This is a genomic window from Streptomyces sp. NPDC029164, from assembly GCF_055563995.1.
In genome coordinates this window covers 110,572-133,959 of sequence record NZ_JBVHWW010000018.1, presented here as the reverse complement: position 1 = coordinate 133,959, position 23,388 = coordinate 110,572, and the positions used below count along the sequence as shown (strand labels likewise).

The window sequence follows — 23,388 nt, the reverse complement described above, 5'->3', positions numbered from 1 at the left end:
CCCAAGCTTAGTGTCCCGGTCACGGATGGCGATATGGACGGCCTACGTGAGTTGCGTGACAGCGGTGTCGACAGCCCCGGGTTCCTGGGGAGCGTCCCCGCCGGCTGGCCCGACTATGCTCAGTGGCCGCAAACGGCCCCGCACCTCTGGAGCACCCATGGCCCCCCTCAGGATCACAGTGATCGGCACCGGATACCTCGGCGCGACCCACGCCGCGGCGATGGCGGAGCTGGGGTTCGAGGTGCTGGGGCTGGACGTGGTGCCCGAGAAGATCGAGATGCTGGCGTCGGGCCGGGTGCCGATGTACGAGCCCGGGCTGGAGGAAATGCTGGCCAAGCACGTGGCCGGGCTGCCGGGCTCGACCGGACGGCTGCGCTTCACCACCTCCTTCGAGGAGGTCGGGGAGTTCGGCGACGTCCACTTCGTCTGCGTGAACACTCCGCAGAAGCACGGCGAGTACGCGTGCGACATGTCCTACGTCGACTCCGCGATGGCCTCGCTGGCCCCGCACCTGACGCGGCCGGTCCTGGTGGTCGGCAAGTCCACCGTGCCGGTGGGCTCGGCGCAACGGCTGGCGGCGAAGCTCACCGAGCTGTCCCCGGCGGGCGAGGACGTGGAGCTGGCCTGGAACCCGGAGTTCCTGCGCGAGGGCTTCGCCGTGCAGGACACCCTGCACCCGGACCGGATCGTGATCGGCGTCCAGGGCGAGCGCGGCGAGAAGCTGCTGCGCGAGGTGTACGAGACGCCGATGTCGGAGGGGACCCCGCTGGTCGTCACGGACTTCCCGACCGCCGAGCTGGTCAAGACCGCCGCCAACTCCTTCCTCGCGACGAAGATCTCCTTCATCAACGCGATGGCGGAGGTCTGCGAGGCCGCCGGCGGTGACGTGGTGAAGCTGGCGGAGGCCATCGGCTACGACGAGCGGATCGGCGCGAAGTTCCTGCGGGCCGGGATCGGCTTCGGCGGCGGCTGCCTGCCCAAGGACATCCGCGCCTTCATGGCGCGCGCCGGCGAGCTGGGCGCCGACCAGGCGCTGACGTTCCTGCGCGAGGTCGACTCCATCAACATGCGGCGGCGCGGGCACATGGTCGAGCTGGCGCGGGAGGCCGTGGGCGGGTCGTTCCTCGGCAAGCGGGTCGCGGTGCTCGGCGCCACCTTCAAGCCCGACTCGGACGACGTACGGGACTCGCCCGCGCTGAACGTGGCCGGGCAGATCCACCTCCAGGGCGGGCAGGTCACCGTCTACGACCCCAAGGGCATGGACAACGCCCGGCGCGTCTTCCCGACCCTCGGGTACGCGGACTCCGCGCTGGCGGCGGCCCGGGGGGCGGAGGTCGTCCTCCACCTGACCGAGTGGCGCGAGTTCCGGGACCTCGACCCGGCGGAGCTCGCGGGTGTGGTGACGGACCGGCTCGTGCTGGACGGTCGCAACGCGCTCGATCCCGTGCGGTGGCGTGCCGCCGGCTGGACGTACCGGGCGATGGGCCGCCCGCGGGCCTGACCCCTGCGGGGGTGCTCGCCGGGTCCGCCCGACGCGGTTGCCTCCCGGGTGCGGCTCCGCTGCCGGGGGCGCTGCCCCCAGACCCCCGCGCCTCAAACGCCGGCGGGGCCGACTTTCGAACGGCGAGCCGTGAACTCGGCGTCGCGGACCACGCGGAGGGTGTTGCCCCAGGTCAGGAGAGCCAGGTCGGATTCCGGCCAGCCTCGTTCCAGGAGTTCCGCGATCAGTCGCGGGTAGCCCGAGGGGTCGGTCAGGCCGGCCGGGCGGGAGCCCTGGGGTTCGGTGCCGAAGGCGGCGCCGAGGCCGACGCTCTCCGGGCCGGCGACGGCCCGTACGTGGTCGAGGTGGTCCGCCACCGCGTGCAGGGAGTCCCCGGTGCGGGCCGCGTCGAAGGTGACCATCGCGAGGCCGTTCGCCTCGCCGAGCGCGAGCAGCACCTCGTCGGGCACGTTCCCCGGATGCGGGTTCAGCGCGGCCGCCGCCGTGTTCGAGATGATCGTCGGGGACTTGGACGCGCCCGCGATCTGGCAGGCGACCGCCGGCGGGCAGCCGTTGACGTCCAGGATCATCGCCAGCCGGTTCGCCTCCCGGACCACCTCGTGGCCGAAGGCCGTCAGGTCGTCCTGCGCCCAGGGCGCTCCCGCGGGCGCGAGGATCCGTACGCCCAGCGCGTGGAAGGCGCGCAGCGCGCCCAGCGAGTCGGTCAGCGTGCGGCCGGGGACGGGGCCCAGGAACGAGGCGATGCGGCCGCGGTTGTGGGCGTCCGCCATGTCGTCGGCGCTCAGCGCCAGGCGCAGACTGTCGGGATAACGGCGCATCAGGGCCAGCGCCACGTCGATCTGTTCCAGGGTGTCGGAGACCACCTGGTCACCGGTCATGTCACCGCGGGGCCGGCCCTGCGGTACGAGCAGGGACCAGAACTGGGCCCCCACTCCCCCGGCGCGCAGCCGCGGGATGTCGGTGTCGACGTTGACGTCGGGGGTGTCGATGTCGTGGTACGGGCTCTGGCGCAGGGTCCAGACGAGGGTGTTGCACCCGTCCGCCACGGGATGCACGGACAGCAGCGCGACGGCCCGGTCGAGGGCGCCCGCCGGCACTTCGGGTGCGGGGAGGTCTTCGGCTCCGATGCCCACGGAGTGGGGTTCGTCCTGCAGGTCGGCCATGGCGTTCGCTCCGGTCTCGGCGGCAGCAGGGAGAGCTGGGATGGAGCCACCGTGACATGGGGGACGGCAGGGACGCCCGGCGGATGTGGCGTTCGGGTGAATCCGCAGGTCACACCCGATCACCGCATCCGCCGCGCCGCCGCTAGATCACCGCGTTCGACGGGCCCCGGGACGCCGAGAGGTCCCGCGCCACCGCTTCCGCGTCGCGCAGCACCCGTACCGCGTTGGACCAGGTCAGCTTCGCCAGGTCGGCCCTGGACCAGCCGCGCGCCAGCAGCTCGGCGACCAGGTTCGGGTAGCCGGCCACGTCGTCCAGCCCGGACGGGGTGAAGGCCGTGCCGTCGTAGTCGCCGCCGATCCCGATGTGGTCGACGCCGGCGACCTCGCGCATGTGGTCCAGGTGGTCGGCCACCGTGGCGGCCGTGGCCACCGGACGGGGGCGCTCCGCCTCGAAGGCCCGGTGCAGGGCCATCGCCTCGGGGGTGGTGTCCAGGTGGTGGAAGCCGTGCGCCCGCAGGTTCTCGTCCGCGGCCAGCGTCCACTCGACGGCCGCCGGGAGGATGAACTTCGGGACGAAGGTGGCCATCGCCACCCCGCCGTTGGCCGGCAGCAGCGCCAGCACGTCGTCGGGGATGTTGCGCGGGTGGTCGCAGACCGCCCGCGCCGAGGAGTGCGAGAAGACCACCGGCGCGGCCGAGACCGCGAGCGCGTCCCGCATGGTCGTCGCGGCGACGTGCGAGAGGTCCACCAGCATGCCGACGCGGTTCATCTCGCGGACGACCTCGCGGCCGAAGTCGGTCAGGCCGCCGTGCCGGGGCTCGTCGGTCGCCGAGTCCGCCCAGTCGATCGTGTCGTTGTGCGTGAGCGTCATGTACCGCACGCCCAGCCGGTGCAGGGCGCGCAGCGTGGCGAGCGAGTTGTTGATGGAGTGGCCGCCCTCGGCGCCCATCAGCGAGGCGATCCGGCCGTCGGCGCGGGCCGCCTCCATGTCGTCCGCCGTCAGCGCCCGCATCAGGTCGCCGGGGTAACGGTCGATCAGCTGGGCGACGACGTCGATCTGCTCCAGCGTCGCGCTGACCGCCTCGTCGCCGGCGTAGTCGGAGCGTACGTACACGGACCAGAACTGCGCGCCGACCCCGCCGGCGCGCAGCCGCGGGATGTCGGTGTGCAGGTGGGCCGACTGGTCGCCCGCGATGTCCCGGCGCGCCAAGTCGTAGCGCACCTGCTCGCGCAGCGCCCAGGGCAGGTCGTTGTGGCCGTCCACGACGGGGTGCTCGGCCAGCAGCTCGCGCGCCTCGTCCAGACGCTGCGCCGCGCTCACTTGCCGAACCCGAAGGACTCCGCGTTCGCGACCTTCGTACGCAGCCGCTTGCCCTTCTCGGTGGCCTGGTCGTTGAGCTCCTGCTGGAAGTCGCGCATCCGGGCCAAGAGGTCCTTGTCGTGGGCGGCCAGCATCCGTACGGCCAGCAGGCCCGCGTTGCGCGCGCCGGCGACCGAGACGGTGGCGACGGGCACTCCGGCCGGCATCTGGACGATCGACATCAGCGAGTCCATGCCGTCGAGGTACTTCAGCGGCACCGGCACGCCGATGACGGGCAGCGGGGTGACCGAGGCGAGCATGCCGGGCAGGTGGGCGGCCCCGCCCGCGCCCGCGATGATCGCCTTCAGACCGCGGTCGGCGGCCCGCTCCCCGTACGCGATCATCTCGCGCGGCATCCGGTGGGCGGAGACGACGTCGACCTCGTAGGGGATCTCGAACTCGTCGAGGGCCTGCGCGGCCGCCTCCATGACGGGCCAGTCCGAATCGGATCCCATGACGATGCCGACGACGGGGGCTGCGGCGGAGGTGCTCATTCGGTGACCGTTCCTCTGAGGTAGTCGGCAGCGTGGCGTGCGCGCTCCAGCACAACGTCCAGGTCGTCGCCGTAGGTGTTGACGTGGCCGACCTTGCGGCCGTGTTTCACGTCCTTGCCGTACATGTGGATCTTCAGCTGCGGGTCGTGGGCCATGCAGTGCAGGTATGCCGCGTACATGTCGGGGTAGTCCCCGCCCAGCACGTTCGCCATGACCGTCCAGCGGGCCCGGGGGCGGGGGTCGCCCAGGGGGAGGTCCAGGACCGCGCGGACGTGGTTGGCGAACTGGGAGGTGACGGCGCCGTCCTGGGTCCAGTGGCCGCTGTTGTGCGGGCGCATCGCCAGCTCGTTGACCAGGATCCGGCCGTCGGTGGTCTCGAACAGTTCCACGGCCAGGTGGCCGGTCACGCCGAGTTCCCTGGCGATGCGCAGGGCGAGGGCCTGGGCCTCGCCGGCGAGGGCCTCCGAGAGGTCGGGGGCGGGGGCGATCACCGTGTCGCAGACGCCGTCCACCTGGCGGGACTCGACGACGGGGTAGGCCACCGCCTGGCCGTGCGGGGAGCGGACGATGTTCGCCGCGAGCTCGCGGACGAAATCGACCTTCTCCTCCGCGAGGACCGGCACGCCCGCCTTGAACGGGGCCTCGGCGTCCTCCGGGGTGCGGACGAACCACACGCCCTTGCCGTCGTACCCGCCGCGCACGGTCTTGAGGATGACCGGGAAGCCGCCCACCTCGTCCGCGAAGGCAGCCGCGTCCGCGGGATCGCTCACGATCCGGTGGCGGGGACTCGGGGCGCCGATCTCGTCGAGCTTCGCGCGCATCACCCCCTTGTCGGCGGCGTGCATCAACGCGTCGGGCCCCGGGCGGACGGGGATGCCGTCCGCTTCCAGGGCCCGCAGGTGCTCGATGGGCACGTGCTCGTGGTCGAAGGTGATCACGTCACAGCCGCGCGCGAAGGCGCGCAACGTCTCCAGATCGCGATAGTCGCCGATGACGACGTCGCTCACGACCTGGGCCGCCGAGTCCTGTGGGGTGTCACTGAGGAGCTTGAATCTGATGCCGAGGGGGATGCCCGCCTCGTGGGTCATGCGGGCGAGCTGACCGCCGCCGACCATGCCGACTACCGGGAACGTCACTCCTCCAGGGTATCCGCCGGTATTCCGCCATCCGGACGTGCCCTGGCTCTGACCCGTCGGTGTGCCGTGCGTCGCACGGTGTCCGAAGGCACAGACGGGGCTGTGGGGGGACACTTACGATGGGCGGGTTGACGGAGAACACCGGACGCCCTTCACGGGGCGGTGACCGACAGGGACTGAACCTACTGATGAGCACGCCGGGGAACGGATCTGTTCTCGAACGCGTACGCGGTCTCGTGCGAGAGGTCGCCAAGTTCGGGGCGGTCGGTGGTCTGGGTGTGCTGGTCAACCTGGGTGTCTTCAACCTGATCCGGCACACCACCGACCTGCAGGTGGTGCGCGCGAGCGTGATAGCCACGGTCGTGGCCATCGCCACGAACTACCTCGGCTTCCGCTACTTCGCCTACCGGGACCGCGCCAAGAGCGGCCGTACCCGCGAGCTGGTCCTCTTCGCCGCGTTCAGCGGCATCGGCCTGGTCATCGAGAACGGTGTGCTCTACACCGCCACCTATGGTTTCGGCTGGGACGGCTCGGTGGCCAGCAACGTCTTCAAGTTCATCGGCATCGGCACCGCCACCGTGTTCCGCTTCTGGTCGTACCGGACCTGGGTCTTCAGGGCCCTGCCCGAGGCCGCCGAGCCCGTGCCGGCGCCGCTGCCCAGGCCGGAGCGGCGGCCTGAGCCGGTGCCCGAGCCGGAGCCCGCGAACAACTAGTACGCGGGCCCGGGCGCGGGCCTAGCGCACGGTGGTCGCGGGCTCGGCCCGTTCCGGCGCCGTCCGGCTGAGGAACAGCGCGAACACCGGCGGCTGGGTCTGGAGCAGTTCGAGGCGCCCCCCGTCCGCTTCCGCGAGGTCCCGGGCGACCGCGAGGCCGATCCCGGTGGAGTTGCGGCCGCTGATGGCCCGCTCGAAGATCCGGTTGCCGAGGTCCGGCGGGACCCCCGGCCCCTCGTCCGTGACCTCCAGCACCGCCTGGTTGCCGACCACGCGCGTACGCAGCGCGACCGTGCCGCCACCGTGCATCAGGGCGTTCTCCACCAGCGTGGCCAGCACCTGCGAGACCGCGCCCGGGGTGCCGACGGCGCGTACGCCCTGCTTCCCGGAGCGCACGATGGCGCGCCCCGCGCTGCGGTAGGCCGGCCGCCACTCCTCCACCTGCTGCTTGACGACCTCGTCCAGGTCGAAGGGGACCGCGGAGCCGGTCCGCGGGTCGCGCGAGTTCGTGAGCAGCCGCTGCACCACGTCCGTGAGCCGCTCCACCTGGGTCAGGGCGATCGTCGCCTCCTCCCGCACGGTGTCCAGGTCCTCGGTGACGGTGATCTCCTCCAGCCGCATGGACAGGGCGGTGAGGGGCGTGCGCAGCTGGTGCGAGGCGTCCGCGGCGAGGCGCCGCTCGGCGGTCAGCATCCGGCCGATGCGTTCGGCGCTGGAGTCCAGGACGTCGGCGACGCGGTCCAGCTCGGGGACCCCGTACCGCTTGTGCCGGGGGCGCGGATCGCCCGATCCGAGCCGCTCCGCCGTCTCGGCGAGGTCGGTGAGCGGGGAGGCCAGCCGGTTCGCCTGGCGTACGGCGAGCAGGACGGCGGCCACGACGGCCAGCAGCGCCACCGCGCCCACGACCGCGAGGGTCCGCCCGACCTCCCTGGTCACCGTGGAGCGGGACTCCTCGACGGTCACGACCTCGCCCTGTTCGCCGCGCGCGGTGCCGCGGATGACGCTGTCGGGGATCGGGGCGCCCACCTCGACGGCCCGCTGGCCGGGGACGGTGATGCGGGCGTAGTGGCCGGCGTCCAGCTGCTCGGCGAGGGCGACCGGGTCGATCGGCTTGTGCTCCAGGACGTTCGCCTCGACGATGCCCACCAGCCGCAGCGCCTCGGACTCGATGCGGTCCTGGGCGCTGCTGGTGATGGTCCGGGTCTCCACGATGACGAGGGAGACGCCGAAGACGGCGATCACGACGAGCACCACGGCGAGCGTGGAGTTGATGAGGCGGCGGCGCATGCCTTAGAGCATGCCCTAGCGCCGGTCCGGGGCGGGCCGGAGCGGGTCCGGGGCCGGCCCGAAGCCCGTCGGCCCCCGGCTCAGCTCTTCTCGAAGCGGAAGCCGACGCCGCGGACGGTGGCGATGTAGCGCGGGTTCGCGGCGTCGTCGCCCAGCTTCTTGCGCAGCCAGGAGATGTGCATGTCGAGGGTCTTGGTGGAGGACCACCAGGTGGTGTCCCAGACCTCGCGCATGAGCTGGTCGCGGGTGACGACCCGGCCGGCGTCGCGGACCAGGACGCGCAGGAGGTCGAACTCCTTCGCCGTGAGCTGCAGCTCCTCCTCCCCCATCCAGGCGCGGTGCGATTCGACGTCGATCCGCACGCCGTGGGTGGCGGGGGCCTGCGCGGCCTCGTTGGCACCGCGCCGGAGCAGGGCCCGGACCCGGGCGAGCAGCTCGGCCAGACGGAAGGGCTTGGTCACGTAGTCGTCGGCGCCGGCGTCCAGGCCGACGACCGTGTCGACCTCGTCCGCGCGGGCGGTGAGGACCAGGATGGGGAAGCCGTGGCCCTCGGCCCGCAGCCGGCGGGCGACTTCCAGCCCGTCCATGCCCGGCAGGCCCAGGTCGAGGACGACGAGGTCGACGCCACCCTGCAGTCCCGCGTCCAGGGCGGTGGGGCCGTCCTCCCGGACCTCGACCTCGTACCCCTCCCGGCGCAGGGCGCGGGCCAGGGGCTCCGAGATGGATGCGTCGTCCTCGGCGAGCAGTACACGCGTCATGTGGGTGATGGTAGTCCGCGGCGACCGGATCGAGAGGCCTCCCTGCACACCCCTGTCTATCTGCGCTTATGAACGACTAAGCGCCTTCGAATATGGTCGAACGGTTCCCGGCGCGCCTTGTGATCCATCTCTCAAGTCCTTTCATATGCCGCAGTGTCGTGTCGTATGGTGGCGAGACGCCTGATGCACTACCTCAGGGACCTTTGTGCCGAAAAGCGCGCCAAAGGTCTCTATTTCTGTCCTGACCGGACAGGCCAGTCTTGTGGGACTCACCTGTCCGGGCTTGATGACAGTGAATGACCTGTGGGCCGGGCCCCTCGCGCGAAGGTGCGCGAGCGGGCGTGGATCCCGGTTACGGATGTTCTCTTCGCCCCCAACCCCATGGGGGGCGAGACCCCGGGGCGTGGGGTGGGAGATCCGTCGCCGGTGCCGGCCACCCCCCACCGGGCGCGGATGAGCTCACGAAGCCAAGCGTCCCGAGCAAGCAAGGATCGACCATGGCTTCCAGCCTGACGACGGCTTCTCCGAGCCCCGCTCACGAGAAGACCCTCTTCGGCCACCCGATCGGCCTGGCCACGCTGTTCATGACCGAGATGTGGGAGCGCTTCTCCTACTACGGCATGCGTGCGCTTCTCGTCCTGTACTTGGTCTCCGGCGGTGTCGACGCCGCGACCGGGAGCCAGGGCGGCGGCCTCGGCTTCACTGCGGCGACGGCCACGGCGATCTACTCCGTCTACGTGGCCATGGTCTACCTGATGGCCATGCCCGGTGGCTGGTTCGGTGACCGCGTCTGGGGCGCCCGCAAGACCGTCGCCATCGCCGGCGGCGTGATCATGGCGGGCCACGTGTCGCTCGCGCTGCCCGGCCAGCTGGCGTTCTTCGTCGGTCTGCTGCTGGTAGCGGTCGGCTCCGGTCTGCTGAAGGCCAACATCTCCACGATGGTCGGCCACCTCTACAAGGGCGTGGACGACCCGCGCCGTGACAGCGGCTTCACGATCTTCTACATCGGCATCAACGTGGGTGCCCTCCTCGCTCCCGTCGGCATCGGCATGGTCGGCGAGCTCGTGAACTGGCACCTCGGCTTCGCGCTGGCCGCCGTCGGCATGGGCATCGGCCTCGTGGTCTACCTGCTCGCCGGCCGCACCCTGAGCCCGAAGAGCAGCCTCGTCCCGAACCCGCTGAGCCCCGCCGAGCGCAAGGCCGTGATCGTCAAGGCCCTCGCCGTCCTGGCCGTCATCGCCGTCTTCTACAGCGCCGTCGTCGCCGCGGACATGTACACCATCAAGTGGGCGCTGTACCCGATCACCATCGCCGGTCTGATCATCCCCGTCGCCGTCCTCGTGCGCATCAAGCGGGACAAGGACCTGTCGACCGTCGAGCAGACCCGGATGAGCGCCTACATCTGGTTCTTCGTGGCCGCCGCCGTCTTCTGGATGATCTACGACCAGGGCGGTTCGACGCTCTCGCTGTTCGGTGACAAGAACTCCGAGCGCGCCCTGTTCGGCTGGGAAGTCCCCACCGTCATCTTCCAGTCGCTGAACCCGCTCTTCGTGGTGGCCCTGGCGCCGGTCTTCGCCGCCGCGTGGCTGGCGCTGGCCCGCCGCAACCGCGAGCCCAGCACCATCGTGAAGTTCTCGGTGGCCCTGATCATCGTCGGCGCCTCGTTCTTCGTCTTCGCGCTGCCGCTGAGCCAGACCGCCGGCAACGACACCAAGGTCACCATGTGGTGGCTGGTGCTCATCTTCCTGATGCACACGCTCGCCGAGCTGTGCCTCTCGCCCGTCGGCCTGTCGGTCACGACGAAGATGGCGCCGCAGAAGTACGGCTCCCAGATGATGGGTGTCTGGTTCCTCGCCGTCACCGCCGGTGACTGCGTCACCGGTCTGATGGGTCTGGCCGACGTGCAGCTGAACGGCGTCGGGGTGATCCTCTTCCAGGCGACCGCCGCCGTGCTCGCCGGCCTCGCGATCTTCATGTACCGCAAGAAGGTCAACGCGCTGATGGGTGCCACGGGCTGACGCGTTCGCGCCCCGTACCACCGAACGGCCCGGCCCACCGAAAGGTGTGCCGGGCCGTTCCGCTGTGCGCCGGGCGGGTTACCGGGTGCCGCGCAGGCGGCGCCACGGGGTGAAGGTGAACACCGCGCCGCCGAGCAGGATCACCGTGCCGGCGACCAGGGCCAGGGCCTTGATGCCGCCCTCGTCCTCCGCGCCGGTCTCGGCGAGGCCGCCGCCCGAGGTGCTGCCGGCGGAGGCCGTCGAGGAACCGGAGCCGCCCGGCTGGGCGGTGGTGTCCAGCTCCAGCGAGACGCCGCTGCTCGTGGCCTTGCAGGGGACGTTGATCGGCGTGGAGCCGGGGGCCATCGTGACGTCGATGGTCAGCTGGTCCGGGCTCAGCGTCACCTTGCCGGACTTGCCGGGCTTGTAGGTGCCGGTCATGTCACTGAGGCTGACGGGGGCCTTGTCCGGGATCGGCTCGGCGTTCGCCGGGCCGGAGACCTTGACGGTGCCGCTGTCCGCCCCTGCGAGCTTCACGTCCATCGAGGGCTTGAGGGCTCCCGCGGGCAGTGCCATGGGCGCCGCCATCGCACCCTTGGCCGTCTTGACCGTGAGGTCGTAGCTGCCGCCGTTCTTCTTGGCGTTGATGGTGACCGGGGTCTTGATGCCGCCCGGGACGACCGGCCCGCAGTCGAAGGCCACCTCGACCGCCTTGCCCGGGAAGTCGGTCTGGCCGCCTCCGCCGCCGGTGGTGGAGCCGCCCGAGGTCGTACCACCTGTCGTCGTACCACCGGTCGTCGTACCACCGGTGGTCGTACCGCCTGTGGTCGTGCCGCCCGTCGTCGTACCGCCGCTGGAGCCGGCCGACACGTCGATGGTGGCCCCGACGCCCACGGCGGCGGTCGGCGCGCACTTGGTGACGAACGTGCCGAAGGAGAAGGTGACCGCCACGTCGTACTTGCCGGGGGTCAGCGTGATCTTCCCGGCCTTGGTCAGCTTCAGCTTGCCCTTCATCACGGACATCTGCATGGGCGCCTTCTTCGGGATCGGCGGGTTCTTCTTCTCGCCGACGACCTTCAGTTCACCGCCTCCGCCGCCCACGGTGATCCAGCCGGTGGGCTGGACCGCGTCCTGCGGGATGTCCATCAGGTCCGTGTTGTTCGAGGCCGGCTTCACCGTCTCCCAGGACACGTCGACCTCGTCGCCGACCTTCGCCGAGGCCGGAGCGGTGACCTTGGCGGTGGTCTCCCCCTCCACCGGACTGCCGCCCCCGGCCGGGGGAACGCATTTGACGTTGAACTTGGTCTCCGCGGCCTGGGCGGGAGAAGCCGTGATGGCGATGCCCGCGCCGCCGAGCAGCAGCGCGACCACGGCCGCGCTCACCCTCCGTTGGGTCTTCACAATGGTCCCTTCGTCGTCGAACGGTTCTCAGACGGTGCGGACGTCTGTGGTGCTGTCTCCGGCGCGCTGTCCGGGGTGAACCACGGCAGGACCGCCGTGGTGGTCGAAGGGGGCTCCGCCGGCGGCTCCGAGCGGACCGGTCCGGCCGGGCGCAGGGCCGGAAGCCGGGGCAGCCGGGGCAGCCGGGCCGTCACGGCCGACGCCGCTTCCGCGGGCCCCGCGCCCCGGTGGCGGCCGGCCGGGGACGCGGTGCGCGGCCGGACCTTGTCGACGACGGCCATGCCGACGCGGAACACCGCGGCCGGGATCACCAGCAGGAGCAGGCCCCAGAAGAGCAGCACCCCGTACGGGCGGTCCACGCCCCAGGGCTGGGTGGCCACGACGGTCTCGCCGTACTTGAGGGAGATCGTGTAGTCGCCGTGGGCGCCGGCGGTGAGGGCGACGTCGAGCGCGATCTCCGCCTTGCCGCCCGGCGGGATGGTGCCCTTCCAGCGGGCCTCCTCCCACAGCGGGGCGAACACCCCGTGGGCGGTGCCGAGCTGGAAGACCGGGTCCTTGACGGGGGCCGAGCCGAGATTGCCGACGGTGACCTTGAACTTCCGGCCCGGCGGGGCGCCGAACCAGGTCAGCACGCCGTCCTCGCCCTCCAGCCGGACCCCGGTGAGCATCGCGAGGCGGGCCGTGCCGGATTCGGCGGGCAGTTCGGCCACCGGATGGTCGGTGATCTTCAGGGGGGCCGCGACGGTGGACTGGTCGCCGTTGACGGAGGTGACGTTGACGACGCACGGGCAGGGCTTGGGCGGTGCGACCACGGCCAGCCGGGCGGTGAAGCGCCCGTCGTCGGCGACAGAGACGGCGGCGCCGTCGGCGTTGGCGCAGCTGTTGGTGCCGCCGATCATGTTCTGCCCGCAGACCAGCAGCATCACCAGCGTCTTGGCCCGCCAGCCGGTGCCGGTGACGGTGATCTCGGTGCCCTTGGCGGCCTCCTGGAGGGAGAGGGCGACGGTGGGTTTGCCCTCGTCGGCCGCGGCCGGGGCCGCGGGAAACAGCGCGAGGGCGCACACCGCCAGCCCCGCCAGGAGGGACCGGACCGTGCGGCCGGCCTTGCCGCGGACCTTGCCGCCGACCATGGCGCTCACCTGGACGCTCCCGTCAGTTCGTGTTCCGGTGCAGGGGTCGGGTCGGGCCTCCCGGGCGTCTGGCCGGGCCGCTCACCGCCGGGTGGTTCCCGCCGGATCCGCCGGCTCCGTACGAGGAACAGCGCGGCCGGCGCGACCCCGAGGGCGAGCAGGCCGAGGCCCGTCCAGCCGGCGGCCCGCCACGGCAGGAACCAGGCGGACGCGCTCCCCTCGGCCCGGGCGCCGCCCGGGGCCGTGACGGTGACGGTGACGCGGACCTGGTCGAGCACCGGGGCCCCGGGCCAGGGTTCGGTCAGCTCGACCCGCCGGCCCGGGAGCAGTTCCACCGGCAGGGCCCGGGCGCCGCGGCCCGGGACCTCCCCGAAGCGGCCCTCGGCGCGCAGGGACAGCTCGGGGGCGAGGGTGACGTTGCCCCGGTTGACCAGGGTGTACGCGACGACCGCGGCCGCGCCCCGGCCCCGTACGGCGACGTCCTCGACGGTGAGGGCCGCCAGGGCGGGGCCGCCGACCCGCAGGTGGATCCGTACGCCCACCTCGCGGCCGGCTTCGGTGGCGACCACGGCGGCGGGGTGGTCGCCGGGCGGGGACGAGGGCGGCACGGTGACGGTGAAGGGGACCACCGCGCGGGTGTGGGGCGGGATCCTCACGGTGGTCCCGGCGCCGAAGCTGATCCAGGCGCCGGCGCCGGTGGACCCGGCGGCGGCGGGGCGGACGGCGAAGGCCCCGTCGGCGGTGTTGTAGGCGTCGGCCCCGCGCAGGGTGACGGTGTGCTCCTGGTCGGTGGTGTTGGCCAGGGCGAGGCGGTCCTCCAGCACGGTGCCGGCGGTGCCCGCCATGTAGAAGAACGGACGCGCGGTGGACGGGCGGTCGCCGGTGCCGGGGACGGCCTGGCCGGCGGCGGGCTCGGCGGTCCAGCCCGGGTCGTCGGCGGCCGCGCCGTACGCGGGCGGTGCGGGGGCCGCGTACAGCGCGGCGGCGAGCAGGAGCAGGCCGGCGCACCGGCGGACGCGGGGGACGCGGGGAAGGTGGGGGACGTGGAGCACGGGCATGGCCGGGTGTGCTCCGTTCAGGACCGGGCCCGCTGGCCGCGCCGGGTCAGCCAGAGCACGCCGGCGGCGCCGGAGAGCAGCACGGTGCCGCCGAGGGTGCCGAGGGCGAGGGCGGAGTCGGTGGGCCCGGTCTGCGGGAGGGTCTCCTCGCCCGAGCCGCCGCCGGACTGGGCGGCGGCGCCGCCGGCGGCCGTGACGTCGAGTTCCAGGGACGGGCCGGGGCTGTTGCCGGGAGTGCAGGTGGTCGTGGTGCCCATCGCCTTGATGGTGAGCACGCCGGCGGTGAAGGTGACCTTGCCGCTCTTCTTGGGCGTGTAGGTGCCCGAGAGATCGGTGATCTTGATGGGGGTGTCGGCGGGCACGGCCTCGGGGTTGGGCGGGCCGGAGACCGGTACGGACACCTTCTCGGCGCCGTCGACGAGGATGACGGCGCTGGGGCTCATCGCGCCCTTGCCCAGTTCGATGGGGCTGGACGAGACGCCCTTCTGGAAGGACATCGTCAGCTTGTACGCCTCGCCGTCCTTGACGGCCTTGATCTCGATGGGCGAGATCGCCGACTTGTCCCCGATCGGGGTCTTGCAGTCGTAGGCCACGTCGACGACGGTGGCGTGGGCTGCGGGGGCGGCCAGCAGGACCGCCGATCCGGCCAGCGCGGAGGCCAGCGCGAGCGCGGTGGAGCGTTTGCGGTCGGACACCTTCGTCTTCCCCTCGGGCCACAAATAACTGACGACACATCAGATCGGTGGCTCAAGGTACGCCCGGGGTCTTACGGAGGGAAGACAAAGGACAGCCCCGGATTGACCGTTCGTCAGTGCACCCGGCGACCCCGCTGCCAGACGGCCGAGACGAGCGGCACGCCCGGGCGGTAGGCGAGGTGGACGTGGCTCGGGGCATCCAGCAGGGCCAGGTCGGCGCGGGCTCCGGGGGTCACGGTGCCGATGTCCGCGCGGCGCAGGGCGCGGGCTCCGCCGGCGGTGGCCGACCACAGGGCCTCGTCGGGGGTCATCCGCATGTCGCGGACGGCGAGCGCGATGCAGAACGGCATGGAGCTCGTGTAGGAGGAGCCGGGGTTGCAGTCCGTGGACAGGGCGACGGTGGCGCCCGCGTCGATCAGGCGGCGGGCGTCGGGCCACACCGCGCGGGTGGAGAACTCGGCGCCGGGCAGCAGGGTGGCGACCGTGGTCGCGGCGGCCTGGGCGAGGGCGTCCACGTCGGCGTCGGTCAGGTGGGTGCAGTGGTCGGCGGAGGCGGCCTCCAGCTCCACGGCGAGCTGTACGCCGGGGCCGTAGGACAGCTGGTTGGCGTGCACGCGCGGGATCAGGCCGGCGGCCGCGCCCGCGGTGAGGATCGCGCGGGCCTGGTCGCCGTCGAAGGCGCCCTTCTCGCAGAAGACGTCCACCCAGCGGGCGTACGGGGCGCAGGCCGCCAGCATCTCGCCGGTGACGAGGTCCACGTACGCGGCCGGGTCCTCGGCGTAGTCCGGGGAGACGATGTGCGCGCCGAGGTAGGTGACCTCCTCGGTGTGCGCGGCGGCGATGCGCAGGGCACGGGCCTCGTCGGCGACGGTGAGGCCGTAGCCGGACTTGGTCTCGAAGGTGGTGGTGCCCTGGCGGCGGGCCTCGTCGAGGTGGCGCACCAGGTTGGCCTCCAGCTCGGCGTCGGTGGCGGCGCGGGTGGCGGCGACGGTGGTGCGGATGCCTCCGGCGGAGTAGGCGCGGCCCGACATCCGGGCGTTGAACTCCTGGGTGCGGTCGCCGGCGAAGACGAGGTGCGAGTGGGAGTCGACGAAGCCGGGGATGACGGCCCGACCCCGCGCGTCGAAGGCCTCGTCCGCGGCCGGCGCCTTGGCGGCGGGGCCGGCCCACGCGATCTTGTCGCCGTCGATGACGACCGTCGCGTTTTCGATCAGGCCGAGGGGTGAGCCGTCGCCGACGGACGGGTCGTTGGTGACGAGGCTGCCGATGTTGGTGATGCAGGTGGTGGTCATGGTTCCTCTCGGTTTCCTGGGGCTCCGCCCCAGACCCCGCGCCTCACACGCAGGCGAGGCTGAATCGGTCAGGCGCGCAGGGCCGCGATGGACTCGGACAGGGCCGTCGGGACGTCCTCGACCAGGGTGTGGTGGCCGTCGCGGACCACGTGGCGGCCGGCCACGACCGTGTGGCGGACGTCGGCGGCGGAGGCGGCGAACACCGCCGTCTCGGCGCCGAGCCGCGGCAGGGCACCGGCCGTGCGGATGGAGTCCAGCGCGATCGTGGTGAAGTCCGCGAGCGCGCCCGCCTCCAGGCGGCCCGCGTCGGCCAGGCCCAGCGCCGCATGGCCGTCGGCGGTGGCGGCGGTGAGCAGGGCGTTGGCCGTCCAGTGCCCCCGGGTACGGCTGCGCAGGCGCTCGTTGAGCTCCATCGCGCGGGCCTCCTCCAGCAGGTCGATCACGGCGTGGCTGTCGCTGCCGAGCGAGAGCGGGCTGCCCGCCTGCTGGAGGCGGGTCGCCGGGCCGATGCCGTCGGCGAGGTCGCGTTCGGTGGTGGGGCACATGCACGTGCCGGTGGTGGTGCCGCCGAGCAGGGCGATGTCCGCGTCGGTGAGGTGCGTGTTGTGGACGCCGGTGGTGCGCGGCCCGAGCACCCCGTGGTCGGCGAGGAGCTGGGTCGGGGTGCGGCCGTGGGCGGCCTGGCAGGCGTCGTTCTCGGCGGTCTGCTCCGAGAGGTGGACGTGCAGCGGGGCCTCGCGCTCCGCGGCCCAGCCGGCGACGGTGGCCAGCTGGCCGGCGGGCACGGCGCGCACCGAGTGGATCGCGGCGCCGATCAGGGCGTGCTCGCGGGGCTTCAGGGCGGACGCGCGCTCGGCCCAGGCCCCGGCCGTGCCGTCGGAGAAGCGCTGCTGGTGCGGGTTGGGCGCCTCGCCGAAGCCGGCCGAGAGGTAGGCCGTGTCGAGGAGGGTGATCCGGATGCCGGCCGCGGCGGCGGCCTCGATCAGGGCCTCGCCCATGGCGTTGGGGTCGGCGTAGGGGGCGCCGCCGGGCGCGTGGTGGACGTAGTGGAACTCGCCGACGTTGGTGATGCCGGCCAGCGCCATCTCGGCGTACACGGCGCGGGCGAGCGCGAAGTAGCTGTCGGGGGTGAGGTTCTGGGCGACCTTGTACATGAGGTCGCGCCAGGTCCAGAAGGTGCCGGAGCCGACCTGGACCGTGGAGCGCAGGGCCCGGTGGAAGGCGTGGCTGTGCGCGTTGGCCAGGCCGGGCAGGGTCAGGCCGCGGAGCACCTCCGCCCCGGGGGGCGGGGTCTCGGCCCCGGTGCGCAGGGCGCCGATCCGGCCGTCGGCCGTGACCTCCAGGGCCACGCCCGGCTCGACATGGGTGCCGAGCCAGGCGTGCTCCAGCCAGTACGTCGTCAACGACATGCCAGGCCTTCCAGTACGTCGGCGAGGGCGAGGACGCCCGCCACGCAGTCGTCCTCGGCGGCGAACTCCCGCGGGGAGTGGGAGACGCCGGTGGGGTTGCGTACGAACAGCATCGCGGTCGGGACGGCCGCGGAGAGGATTCCGGCGTCGTGTCCCGCCCCGGTGCCGAGGACGGGGACGGCCCCGCCCAGGATCCGGTTCATCTCGTCGCGCAGGGCGTGCTCGAACTCGACGACCGGGGTGAAGGACTCCCGGACGATGCCGAGGTCGATGCCGTCCTGGTCGGCGCGCTCGCGGGCGGCCTTCTCGATGGCGGTGACGACCGTGTCGAGGGTGGCCTGGTCGGCGGCCCGGGAGTCGAGCCAGCCGCGCACGAGGGAGGGGATGGCGTTGACCCCGTTGGGCTCGACCGAGATCTTCCCGAAGGTGGCCACGGCGCCCGCGAGGGCCGCCTCCGTACGGGCTGCCAGGACGGTCGCCGCGTACGTGAGCATCGGGTCGCGGCGGTCGACCAGCCGGGTGGTGCCGGCGTGGTTGGCCTCGCCGCGGAAGTCGAAGCGCCAGCGGCCGTGCGGCCAGATCGCGGAGGCGATGCCGACGCGGTCCCCGCTCAGGTCCAGGGCCCGGCCCTGTTCCACGTGGAGCTCGACGAAGGCGCCGACGCGGGCGAGCCGTTCGGGGTCGGCCCCGATGGCCTCGGGGTCGTAGCCGGCGGCCTCCATGGCCTGGGGCAGGCCGATGCCGTCGGCGTCGCGGAGCTCGTACGCCTTCTCCTTGGTCAGCTGCCCGGCGGCGAGCCGGGAGCCGACGCAGGCGAGGCCGAAACGGGCCCCTTCCTCGTCACCGAAGTTGGTGATGGCGAGGGGCCTGGAGAACTCCGCGCCCCTCCTGCGGAGTTCGTCGAGGGCCGCGAAGGAGGACACCACCCCGAGGGGGCCGTCGAAGGCTCCGCCGTCGGGGACGGAGTCCAGGTGCGAGCCGGTGACCACGGCGTCCCCGGCGAGGGGGTCGCCGAGCCAGGCCCACTGGTTGCCGTTGCGGTCGGTCTCGTACGTCAGCCCGCGCGCCTCGGCCTGCTCCTGGAACCAGGTCCGGCAGTCGGCGTCGGCCCCGCTCCAGGCGTAACGGCGGTACCCGCCGCTGTCGGCGTGGCGGCCGATGGGCGCGAGCTCGGCCCACATCTCGTGGAAGGTCACGCCTCGTCGCCCTCGCGCATCGGGACCCGCACGCCGCGCTCGTCGGCCACGGACTCGGCGATGTCGTAGCCGGCGTCGACGTGGCGGATGACGCCCATGCCCGGGTCGTTGGTGAGGACGCGGCGGATCTTCTCGCCGGCCAGCGGGGTGCCGTCGGCGACGGTGACCTGGCCCGCGTGGATGGAGCGGCCCATGCCGACGCCGCCGCCGTGGTGGATCGAGACCCAGGAGGCGCCGGAGGCCACGTTGACCATGGCGTTGAGCAGCGGCCAGTCGGCGATCGCGTCGGAGCCGTCGAGCATGGCCTCGGTCTCGCGGTACGGGGAGGCCACCGAACCGCAGTCGAGGTGGTCGCGGCCGATGACCAGCGGGGCGGCGAGGGTGCCGTCGGCGACCATCTCGTTGAAGCGCTCGCCGGCCTTGTCGCGCTCGCCGTAGCCGAGCCAGCAGATGCGCGCGGGCAGGCCCTGGAAGTGGACGCGCTCGCCCGCCATCTTGATCCAGCGGTGCAGGGACTCGTTCTCGGGGAAGAGCTCCAGCATCGCCTTGTCGGTCTTGTGGATGTCCGAGGCCTCGCCCGACAGCGCCGCCCAGCGGAAGGGGCCCTTGCCCTCGCAGAACAGCGGGCGGATGTAGGCGGGGACGAAGCCGGGGAAGGCGAAGGCGCGGTCGTAGCCGGCCAGCTGGGCCTCGCCGCGGATGGAGTTGCCGTAGTCGAAGACCTCGGCGCCGGCGTCCATGAAGCCGACCATGGCCTCGACGTGCTGGGCCATGGACTCGCGGGCGCGGGTGGTGAAGCCGGCCGGGTCCTTGGCGGCGAAGGCGGCCATGTCGTCGAAGTCGACGCCGACGGGGAGGTACGCGAGCGGGTCGTGGGCCGAGGTCTGGTCGGTCACGATGTCGATCGGCGCGCCCTCGGCCAGCATCTGCGGGAGCAGCTCGGCGGCGTTGCCGAGCAGGCCGATGGAGAGCGGCTTGCGGGCGTCGCGGGCCTCGACGGCCAGCTGGAGGGCGTGGCGCAGGTTGTCGGCCTTGACGTCCAGGTAGCGGTGCTCGATGCGGCGGTCGATGGCGCGCGGGTCGACGTCGATGCAGATCGCGACGCCGTCGTTCATCGTCACGGCCAGCGGCTGGGCGCCGCCCATGCCGCCGAGGCCGGCGGTGAGGGTGATGGTGCCGGCGAGGGTTCCGTTGACCCCTCCCTTACCAATTGAATGCAGCTTGGCCGCGACGGCGGCGAAGGTCTCGTAGGTGCCCTGGAGGATGCCCTGCGTGCCGATGTAGATCCACGAGCCGGCCGTCATCTGGCCGTACATGGTCAGGCCCAGGTGCTCCAGGCGGCGGAACTCCTCCCAGTTGGCCCAGTCGCCCACCAGGTTGGAGTTGGCGAGCAGGACGCGCGGCGCCCACTCGTGGGTCTGCATCACGCCGACCGGGCGGCCGGACTGGACGAGCATCGTCTCGTCCTGCTTGAGGGTCTGGAGGGTGCGGACCATGGCGTCGTACGAGCGCCAGTCGCGGGCGGCCTTGCCGGTGCCGCCGTAGACGACGAGCTTGTCCGGGTGCTCGGCGACCTCGGGGTCGAGGTTGTTCTGGAGCATCCGCAGCGCGGCCTCCTGCTGCCATCCCAGGGTGCTGAGCTCGGTGCCTCGCGCGGCACGTACGGGGCGGGGTCCTGACATGGCGGTGCCTCCTCCGATGTTGGTATATCCATTCACATCCTGACGTCCTGAATAGATTCAGTCAACAGCTGCGGTCGGCCCCGTCGAATGATGGGATGGCGGACATGGCTGCACACACGCACGCGGACGAGGACGCCGCCGCGCGTCGGGATCTGGCCGTACGAGCCGCCGTCGAACAGGGACTCGTGGGCGGGGCCGACTCCGCGGAGCCCCTGACCTGCCTGCTGGACACCACCGGGATCCGGGCCTCCGCCGCCGCCCTGACCAGCGCCTTCGCGGACGCCCTGGCGCCCGGCACCCCCGTCCTGCACGCCTTCGCCGTCAAGGCCGCCCCGCTCGTCCCGGTCCTGCGGCTGCTCGCGGACGCCGGGCTCGGCTGCGAGGTGGCCAGCCCCGGCGAGCTGGCGCTCGCCCGGGCGGCGGGAGTGCCGGCCGGGCGGACCGTCCTGGACTCCCCCGCCAAGACCGTGGCCGAACTGCGCGAGGCCCTGGCCCTCGGCATCGCCGTCAACGCCGACAACCCGCAGGAACTGGAACGACTCGACGCACTGGTCGGCGCGGGCCCGGCCCGGTCCCCGATCGGCGTACGGATCAACCCGCAGACCGGCGCCGGGACCATCGACGCCCTGTCCACCGCCACGTCGACCTCGAAGTTCGGGATCGCCCTGCGGGATCCCGGGGCGCGCGAGTGGCTCGTACGGGCCTACCTGGACCGGCCCTGGCTCACCCGCCTGCACGTCCACTCCGGCTCACAGGGCGTCCCCCTCACCCTGATCGCGGAGGGCGTACGGGAACTGCACGCGCTGGCCGAGGAGATCAACGAGGCGGCCGGACGCCGCCAGGTCGACACCCTCGACATCGGCGGCGGCCTGCCGGTGAACTTCGCCTCGGACGAGCACACGCCCCGGTTCGACACGTACGTGGCCGCGCTGCGCGAGGCGGCCCCCGGGCTCTTCTCCGGCGCGTACGGCCTGGTCACGGAGTTCGGCCGGGCCCTGCTGGCGAAGCACGGGCTGGTGCTGGCGCGGGTCGAGTACACCAAGACCAGCGGCTCCCGGCCGATCGCGCTCACGCACGCCGGGGTGCAGCTGGCGACCCGCACCGCGTACGCCCCGGCGGCGTGGCCGGTGCGGATCCTGGCGTACGACGCGAAGGGCGTGCCGCGGGCCGGCGCGCCGGTGGCGCAGGACGTGGCGGGGCCGGCCTGCTTCGCGGGGGACCTGCTCGCGACGGCCCGGGAGCTCCCGCGGCTCGCCCCCGGCGACCTGATCGGTGTCCCGGACACCGGCGCGTACTTCTTCACCGCGCACTACGGCTACAACAGCCTCCCCCGCCCGGCGATCCACGGCTTCACGGTGGGTCCGGGGGACGAGGTCCGCTTCAGCCTCGCCAGGCCGGCGCAGCGCCTCACCGAGATCGTGGCCGAGGCGGGCGGCGCCCACGGCGAGGCCCTGCTGTAACCGCTGCGCGCGGCCTCCTGGGCTCCGCCCAGACCCCTGGGGACTCCGCCCCAGACCCCGCTCCGGGCAGAGCCCGGCGGGGTGCGGGAGCCGCGCCGGCTATTCCACGAAGAGGCCGCGCGCCGCGGCCCTGGCGTCGAAGGCTTCCAGCCGGGCCTGCGCGTCCGGGAGGGCGTCGGCCATGGCCTCCAGCAGCACCCGCCCCAGCAGCATCGGCGCGCACGCCGTGTCGAAGGCCAGCCCCGTCCCGACCGGCGCCGGGATCAGCAGGTCCGAGTGGCGGGCCACGGGCGCGAAGGCCGAGTCGGCGACCGTCACCACGGTCAGGCCGGCCGCCCGCGCGTGCTCCAGCGCCTCCGCCACCTCCCGGGGATGCCGCGGCAGCGCGAAGCACAGCAGCGCCGAGGCCCCCGCGCCGGCGGCCGCGTCGATGCGGTCGGCCAGCATCGAGCCGCCCTCGTCGAGGAGGCGTACGTCCGGGTGCACCTTGGCGGCGAAGTACGCGAACCCGCGCGCCTGCGAGGACGCCGCCCGCAGCCCGAGCACGGGCAGCGGGGCCGAGGCGGCGAGCAGCCGCCCCGCCTCCTCCACCGGCGCGGGATCGGCGAGCATCTCCGCCAGCTGCCGAAGGTTCTCGATCTCGCCCAGGACGGCCTGCTGGTACTCGTTGTACGAGTCCTCGTGCGCGGCCTCGACCCGCTCGGCGGGAGCCACCTCGCGCAGGTGCCGGCGCAGGGCGGGATATCCGTCGAAGCCCAGCGCCACCGCGAACCGGGTCACCGACGGCTGGCTCACCCCGGCCAGCTCGGCGAGCTCGACGCTCGACAGGAAGGGCACCTCGGCCGCCCCGCGGACCATGCAGTGCGCGATCCGCCGCTGCGTGGGCGTCAGCCGGTGCCCCTCGAACAGCTTCTGCAGCCGCGCGGCCGGGCTGTCGCTCATTGCCGTCCCCTCCGTCCCCGTGGGTCTATTCAGTCACCGAGCACTCTGCATGCGGTTATGCAGCTCGGCAAGCCGCGCCCGCGATGCGGATGCGCGCGGATACGGGGGCTAGCCCCAGTGCGGGGGCCCGAGGCGCTTCCTACGGTGAGGGTATGGACGCCCACGCCCAAGAGCTGAAGAAGGAACTCGACGCCACGCTGGACGCCCGGCGGGAGCTGGGTCCGGAGTACGAGGCCGCGCTGGTGGACTCGTTCGTCGAGAAGGTCGACACCCAGGTCCGGCGGCGCCTCGCGGAGGAACGCCTGTCCGCGGCCCGCGGCGACACCCGCCCCGCCGCCTCGCCGGCGGACGGGAACTTCGGCGAACGCTTCGGATTCGCGATCATCACCCTGGTGCTGGCGGTCCCGCTGTCGGCGATCGCCGCCGCGCAGGCGCACTTCAGCGGCCTTCTGGTCGCCTGGGCCGGGATCGTGGGCGTGAACTTCATCCACGCCAACAAGCGGTTCCGGCGCCGGTCCGCCGAGTAGGGCCGGACGAGAGTGTGCGCGGGGACCGCCGCACCCTCGGTTGCCCGAGGGGCGGGACGACGGCGGTCCCCGCGAAGGACACGGCCGGGTCAGGGCCGTCCGCGTCCGTGACGTCCGCGCGGTCCGGGAGCCGCTCCGGAGGTACGCGTACGCCGTTCGGTGGTGCCGGCCGGGTTCCGGTCTCCCG

Annotated in this window: 20 protein-coding genes; 5 read left to right on the top strand and 15 right to left on the bottom strand. The window is 72.8% G+C overall.

What is annotated here, in order from left to right:
* Positions 1 to 157: 157 nt before the first annotated feature.
* On the top strand, positions 158 to 1,501 hold the full coding sequence (locus ACZ4VT_RS19185; protein ID WP_467951089.1) for a UDP-glucose dehydrogenase family protein: 1,344 nt from the start codon (positions 158 to 160) through the stop codon (positions 1,499 to 1,501).
* A gap of 92 nt (positions 1,502 to 1,593) precedes the next feature.
* On the opposite strand, the gene ACZ4VT_RS19180 is transcribed toward ACZ4VT_RS19185, so the two are convergent.
* The 4 genes from ACZ4VT_RS19180 to ACZ4VT_RS19165 all read right to left on the bottom strand — a co-directional run bounded on the left by ACZ4VT_RS19180 (position 1,594) and on the right by ACZ4VT_RS19165 (position 5,654).
* Positions 1,594 to 2,664: a membrane dipeptidase gene (locus ACZ4VT_RS19180; protein ID WP_467951087.1), complete on the bottom strand. Its 1,071-nt coding sequence runs from the start codon at positions 2,662 to 2,664 to the stop codon at positions 1,594 to 1,596.
* A 142-nt stretch (positions 2,665 to 2,806) separates the two neighbouring features.
* Positions 2,807 to 3,985 carry a dipeptidase gene (locus ACZ4VT_RS19175; protein WP_467951085.1) on the bottom strand — a complete coding sequence of 393 codons (1,179 nt, stop codon included), beginning with the start codon at positions 3,983 to 3,985 and terminating at the stop codon, positions 2,807 to 2,809.
* A complete protein-coding gene (purE, locus tag ACZ4VT_RS19170; RefSeq protein WP_351298959.1) occupies positions 3,982 to 4,518 on the bottom strand; it encodes a 5-(carboxyamino)imidazole ribonucleotide mutase in 537 nt (178 codons plus the stop codon). The genes ACZ4VT_RS19175 and purE overlap by 4 nt, the downstream gene beginning before the upstream one ends.
* Complete coding sequence (locus tag ACZ4VT_RS19165; protein WP_467951083.1) at positions 4,515 to 5,654, bottom strand: 5-(carboxyamino)imidazole ribonucleotide synthase; 1,140 nt, start codon at positions 5,652 to 5,654, stop codon at positions 4,515 to 4,517. Before ACZ4VT_RS19165 ends, purE begins: the two co-directional genes overlap by 4 nt.
* A 188-nt stretch (positions 5,655 to 5,842) precedes the next feature.
* On the opposite strand from ACZ4VT_RS19165, the gene ACZ4VT_RS19160 reads away from it, so the two are divergent.
* Positions 5,843 to 6,367 (top strand): GtrA family protein, encoded by a 525-nt coding sequence (locus ACZ4VT_RS19160; protein WP_351298953.1) that lies wholly within the window; start codon positions 5,843 to 5,845, stop codon positions 6,365 to 6,367.
* 21 nt (positions 6,368 to 6,388) lie between these two features.
* Here ACZ4VT_RS19160 and ACZ4VT_RS19155 read toward each other — a convergent pair whose 3' ends face one another.
* Entirely contained in the window at positions 6,389 to 7,654 is a 1,266-nt protein-coding gene (locus tag ACZ4VT_RS19155; protein WP_467951081.1) for an ATP-binding protein, read from the bottom strand.
* An 80-nt stretch (positions 7,655 to 7,734) separates the two neighbouring features.
* A complete protein-coding gene (locus tag ACZ4VT_RS19150; protein WP_030296931.1) occupies positions 7,735 to 8,412 on the bottom strand; it encodes a response regulator transcription factor in 678 nt (225 codons plus the stop codon).
* Between the two features lie 497 nt (positions 8,413 to 8,909).
* Between ACZ4VT_RS19150 and ACZ4VT_RS19145 the strand changes: the two genes are divergently transcribed.
* On the top strand, positions 8,910 to 10,430 hold the full coding sequence (locus tag ACZ4VT_RS19145) for a peptide MFS transporter (RefSeq protein ID WP_467951078.1): 1,521 nt from the start codon (positions 8,910 to 8,912) through the stop codon (positions 10,428 to 10,430).
* 78 nt (positions 10,431 to 10,508) lie between these two features.
* Here the strand turns inward: ACZ4VT_RS19145 and ACZ4VT_RS19140 are convergent, their stop codons facing one another.
* The 8 genes from ACZ4VT_RS19140 to hutU form a co-directional block, all read right to left on the bottom strand.
* Complete coding sequence (locus ACZ4VT_RS19140) at positions 10,509 to 11,792, bottom strand: hypothetical protein (RefSeq protein ID WP_467951075.1); 1,284 nt, start codon at positions 11,790 to 11,792, stop codon at positions 10,509 to 10,511.
* A 14-nt stretch (positions 11,793 to 11,806) separates the two neighbouring features.
* Entirely contained in the window at positions 11,807 to 12,940 is a 1,134-nt protein-coding gene (locus tag ACZ4VT_RS19135; protein WP_467951135.1) for a hypothetical protein, read from the bottom strand.
* Positions 12,941 to 12,945: 5 nt separating this feature from the next.
* A complete protein-coding gene (locus ACZ4VT_RS19130; protein WP_467951073.1) occupies positions 12,946 to 13,998 on the bottom strand; it encodes a COG1470 family protein in 1,053 nt (350 codons plus the stop codon).
* A 17-nt stretch (positions 13,999 to 14,015) separates the two neighbouring features.
* On the bottom strand, positions 14,016 to 14,693 hold the full coding sequence (locus tag ACZ4VT_RS19125) for an LPXTG cell wall anchor domain-containing protein (RefSeq protein ID WP_467951071.1): 678 nt from the start codon (positions 14,691 to 14,693) through the stop codon (positions 14,016 to 14,018).
* A gap of 113 nt (positions 14,694 to 14,806) precedes the next feature.
* A complete protein-coding gene (gene hutI, locus ACZ4VT_RS19120; RefSeq protein ID WP_467951068.1) occupies positions 14,807 to 15,985 on the bottom strand; it encodes an imidazolonepropionase in 1,179 nt (392 codons plus the stop codon).
* Between the two features lie 68 nt (positions 15,986 to 16,053).
* Positions 16,054 to 17,394: a formimidoylglutamate deiminase gene (locus tag ACZ4VT_RS19115; RefSeq protein WP_467951066.1), complete on the bottom strand. Its 1,341-nt coding sequence runs from the start codon at positions 17,392 to 17,394 to the stop codon at positions 16,054 to 16,056.
* Entirely contained in the window at positions 17,385 to 18,575 is a 1,191-nt protein-coding gene (locus ACZ4VT_RS19110; protein WP_467951133.1) for an allantoate amidohydrolase, read from the bottom strand. Before ACZ4VT_RS19110 ends, ACZ4VT_RS19115 begins: the two co-directional genes overlap by 10 nt.
* A gap of 11 nt (positions 18,576 to 18,586) precedes the next feature.
* A complete protein-coding gene (gene hutU, locus ACZ4VT_RS19105) occupies positions 18,587 to 20,272 on the bottom strand; it encodes a urocanate hydratase (RefSeq protein WP_467951064.1) in 1,686 nt (561 codons plus the stop codon).
* A gap of 104 nt (positions 20,273 to 20,376) precedes the next feature.
* Between hutU and ACZ4VT_RS19100 the strand changes: the two genes are divergently transcribed.
* Entirely contained in the window at positions 20,377 to 21,732 is a 1,356-nt protein-coding gene (locus tag ACZ4VT_RS19100) for a type III PLP-dependent enzyme domain-containing protein (RefSeq protein WP_467951062.1), read from the top strand.
* Between the two features lie 99 nt (positions 21,733 to 21,831).
* Here the strand turns inward: ACZ4VT_RS19100 and ACZ4VT_RS19095 are convergent, their stop codons facing one another.
* Entirely contained in the window at positions 21,832 to 22,674 is an 843-nt protein-coding gene (locus tag ACZ4VT_RS19095; protein ID WP_467951060.1) for a MurR/RpiR family transcriptional regulator, read from the bottom strand.
* 152 nt (positions 22,675 to 22,826) lie between these two features.
* Between ACZ4VT_RS19095 and ACZ4VT_RS19090 the strand changes: the two genes are divergently transcribed.
* On the top strand, positions 22,827 to 23,201 hold the full coding sequence (locus ACZ4VT_RS19090) for a hypothetical protein (protein ID WP_467951058.1): 375 nt from the start codon (positions 22,827 to 22,829) through the stop codon (positions 23,199 to 23,201).
* Positions 23,202 to 23,388 lie beyond the last annotated feature (187 nt).

Excerpts from the sequence above, each read along its gene's own strand:
- ACZ4VT_RS19115 (WP_467951066.1), bottom strand. The coding sequence starts at position 17,394 with ATGTCGTTGACGACGTACTGGCTGGAGCACGCCTGGCTCGGCACCCAT.
- ACZ4VT_RS19160 (WP_351298953.1), top strand. The coding sequence starts at position 5,843 with ATGAGCACGCCGGGGAACGGATCTGTTCTCGAACGCGTACGCGGTCTC.
- ACZ4VT_RS19185 (WP_467951089.1), top strand. The coding sequence starts at position 158 with ATGGCCCCCCTCAGGATCACAGTGATCGGCACCGGATACCTCGGCGCG.
- ACZ4VT_RS19130 (WP_467951073.1), bottom strand. The coding sequence starts at position 13,998 with ATGCCCGTGCTCCACGTCCCCCACCTTCCCCGCGTCCCCCGCGTCCGC.
- ACZ4VT_RS19100 (WP_467951062.1), top strand. The coding sequence starts at position 20,377 with ATGGCTGCACACACGCACGCGGACGAGGACGCCGCCGCGCGTCGGGAT.
- ACZ4VT_RS19135 (WP_467951135.1), bottom strand. The coding sequence starts at position 12,940 with ATGGTCGGCGGCAAGGTCCGCGGCAAGGCCGGCCGCACGGTCCGGTCC.
- ACZ4VT_RS19150 (WP_030296931.1), bottom strand. The coding sequence starts at position 8,412 with ATGACGCGTGTACTGCTCGCCGAGGACGACGCATCCATCTCGGAGCCC.
- ACZ4VT_RS19095 (WP_467951060.1), bottom strand. The coding sequence starts at position 22,674 with ATGAGCGACAGCCCGGCCGCGCGGCTGCAGAAGCTGTTCGAGGGGCAC.
- ACZ4VT_RS19155 (WP_467951081.1), bottom strand. The coding sequence starts at position 7,654 with ATGCGCCGCCGCCTCATCAACTCCACGCTCGCCGTGGTGCTCGTCGTG.
- hutI (WP_467951068.1), bottom strand. The coding sequence starts at position 15,985 with ATGACCACCACCTGCATCACCAACATCGGCAGCCTCGTCACCAACGAC.
- ACZ4VT_RS19145 (WP_467951078.1), top strand. The coding sequence starts at position 8,910 with ATGGCTTCCAGCCTGACGACGGCTTCTCCGAGCCCCGCTCACGAGAAG.
- ACZ4VT_RS19180 (WP_467951087.1), bottom strand. The coding sequence starts at position 2,664 with ATGGCCGACCTGCAGGACGAACCCCACTCCGTGGGCATCGGAGCCGAA.
- hutU (WP_467951064.1), bottom strand. The coding sequence starts at position 20,272 with ATGTCAGGACCCCGCCCCGTACGTGCCGCGCGAGGCACCGAGCTCAGC.
- ACZ4VT_RS19090 (WP_467951058.1), top strand. The coding sequence starts at position 22,827 with ATGGACGCCCACGCCCAAGAGCTGAAGAAGGAACTCGACGCCACGCTG.
- ACZ4VT_RS19110 (WP_467951133.1), bottom strand. The coding sequence starts at position 18,575 with ATGTGGGCCGAGCTCGCGCCCATCGGCCGCCACGCCGACAGCGGCGGG.
- purE (WP_351298959.1), bottom strand. The coding sequence starts at position 4,518 with ATGAGCACCTCCGCCGCAGCCCCCGTCGTCGGCATCGTCATGGGATCC.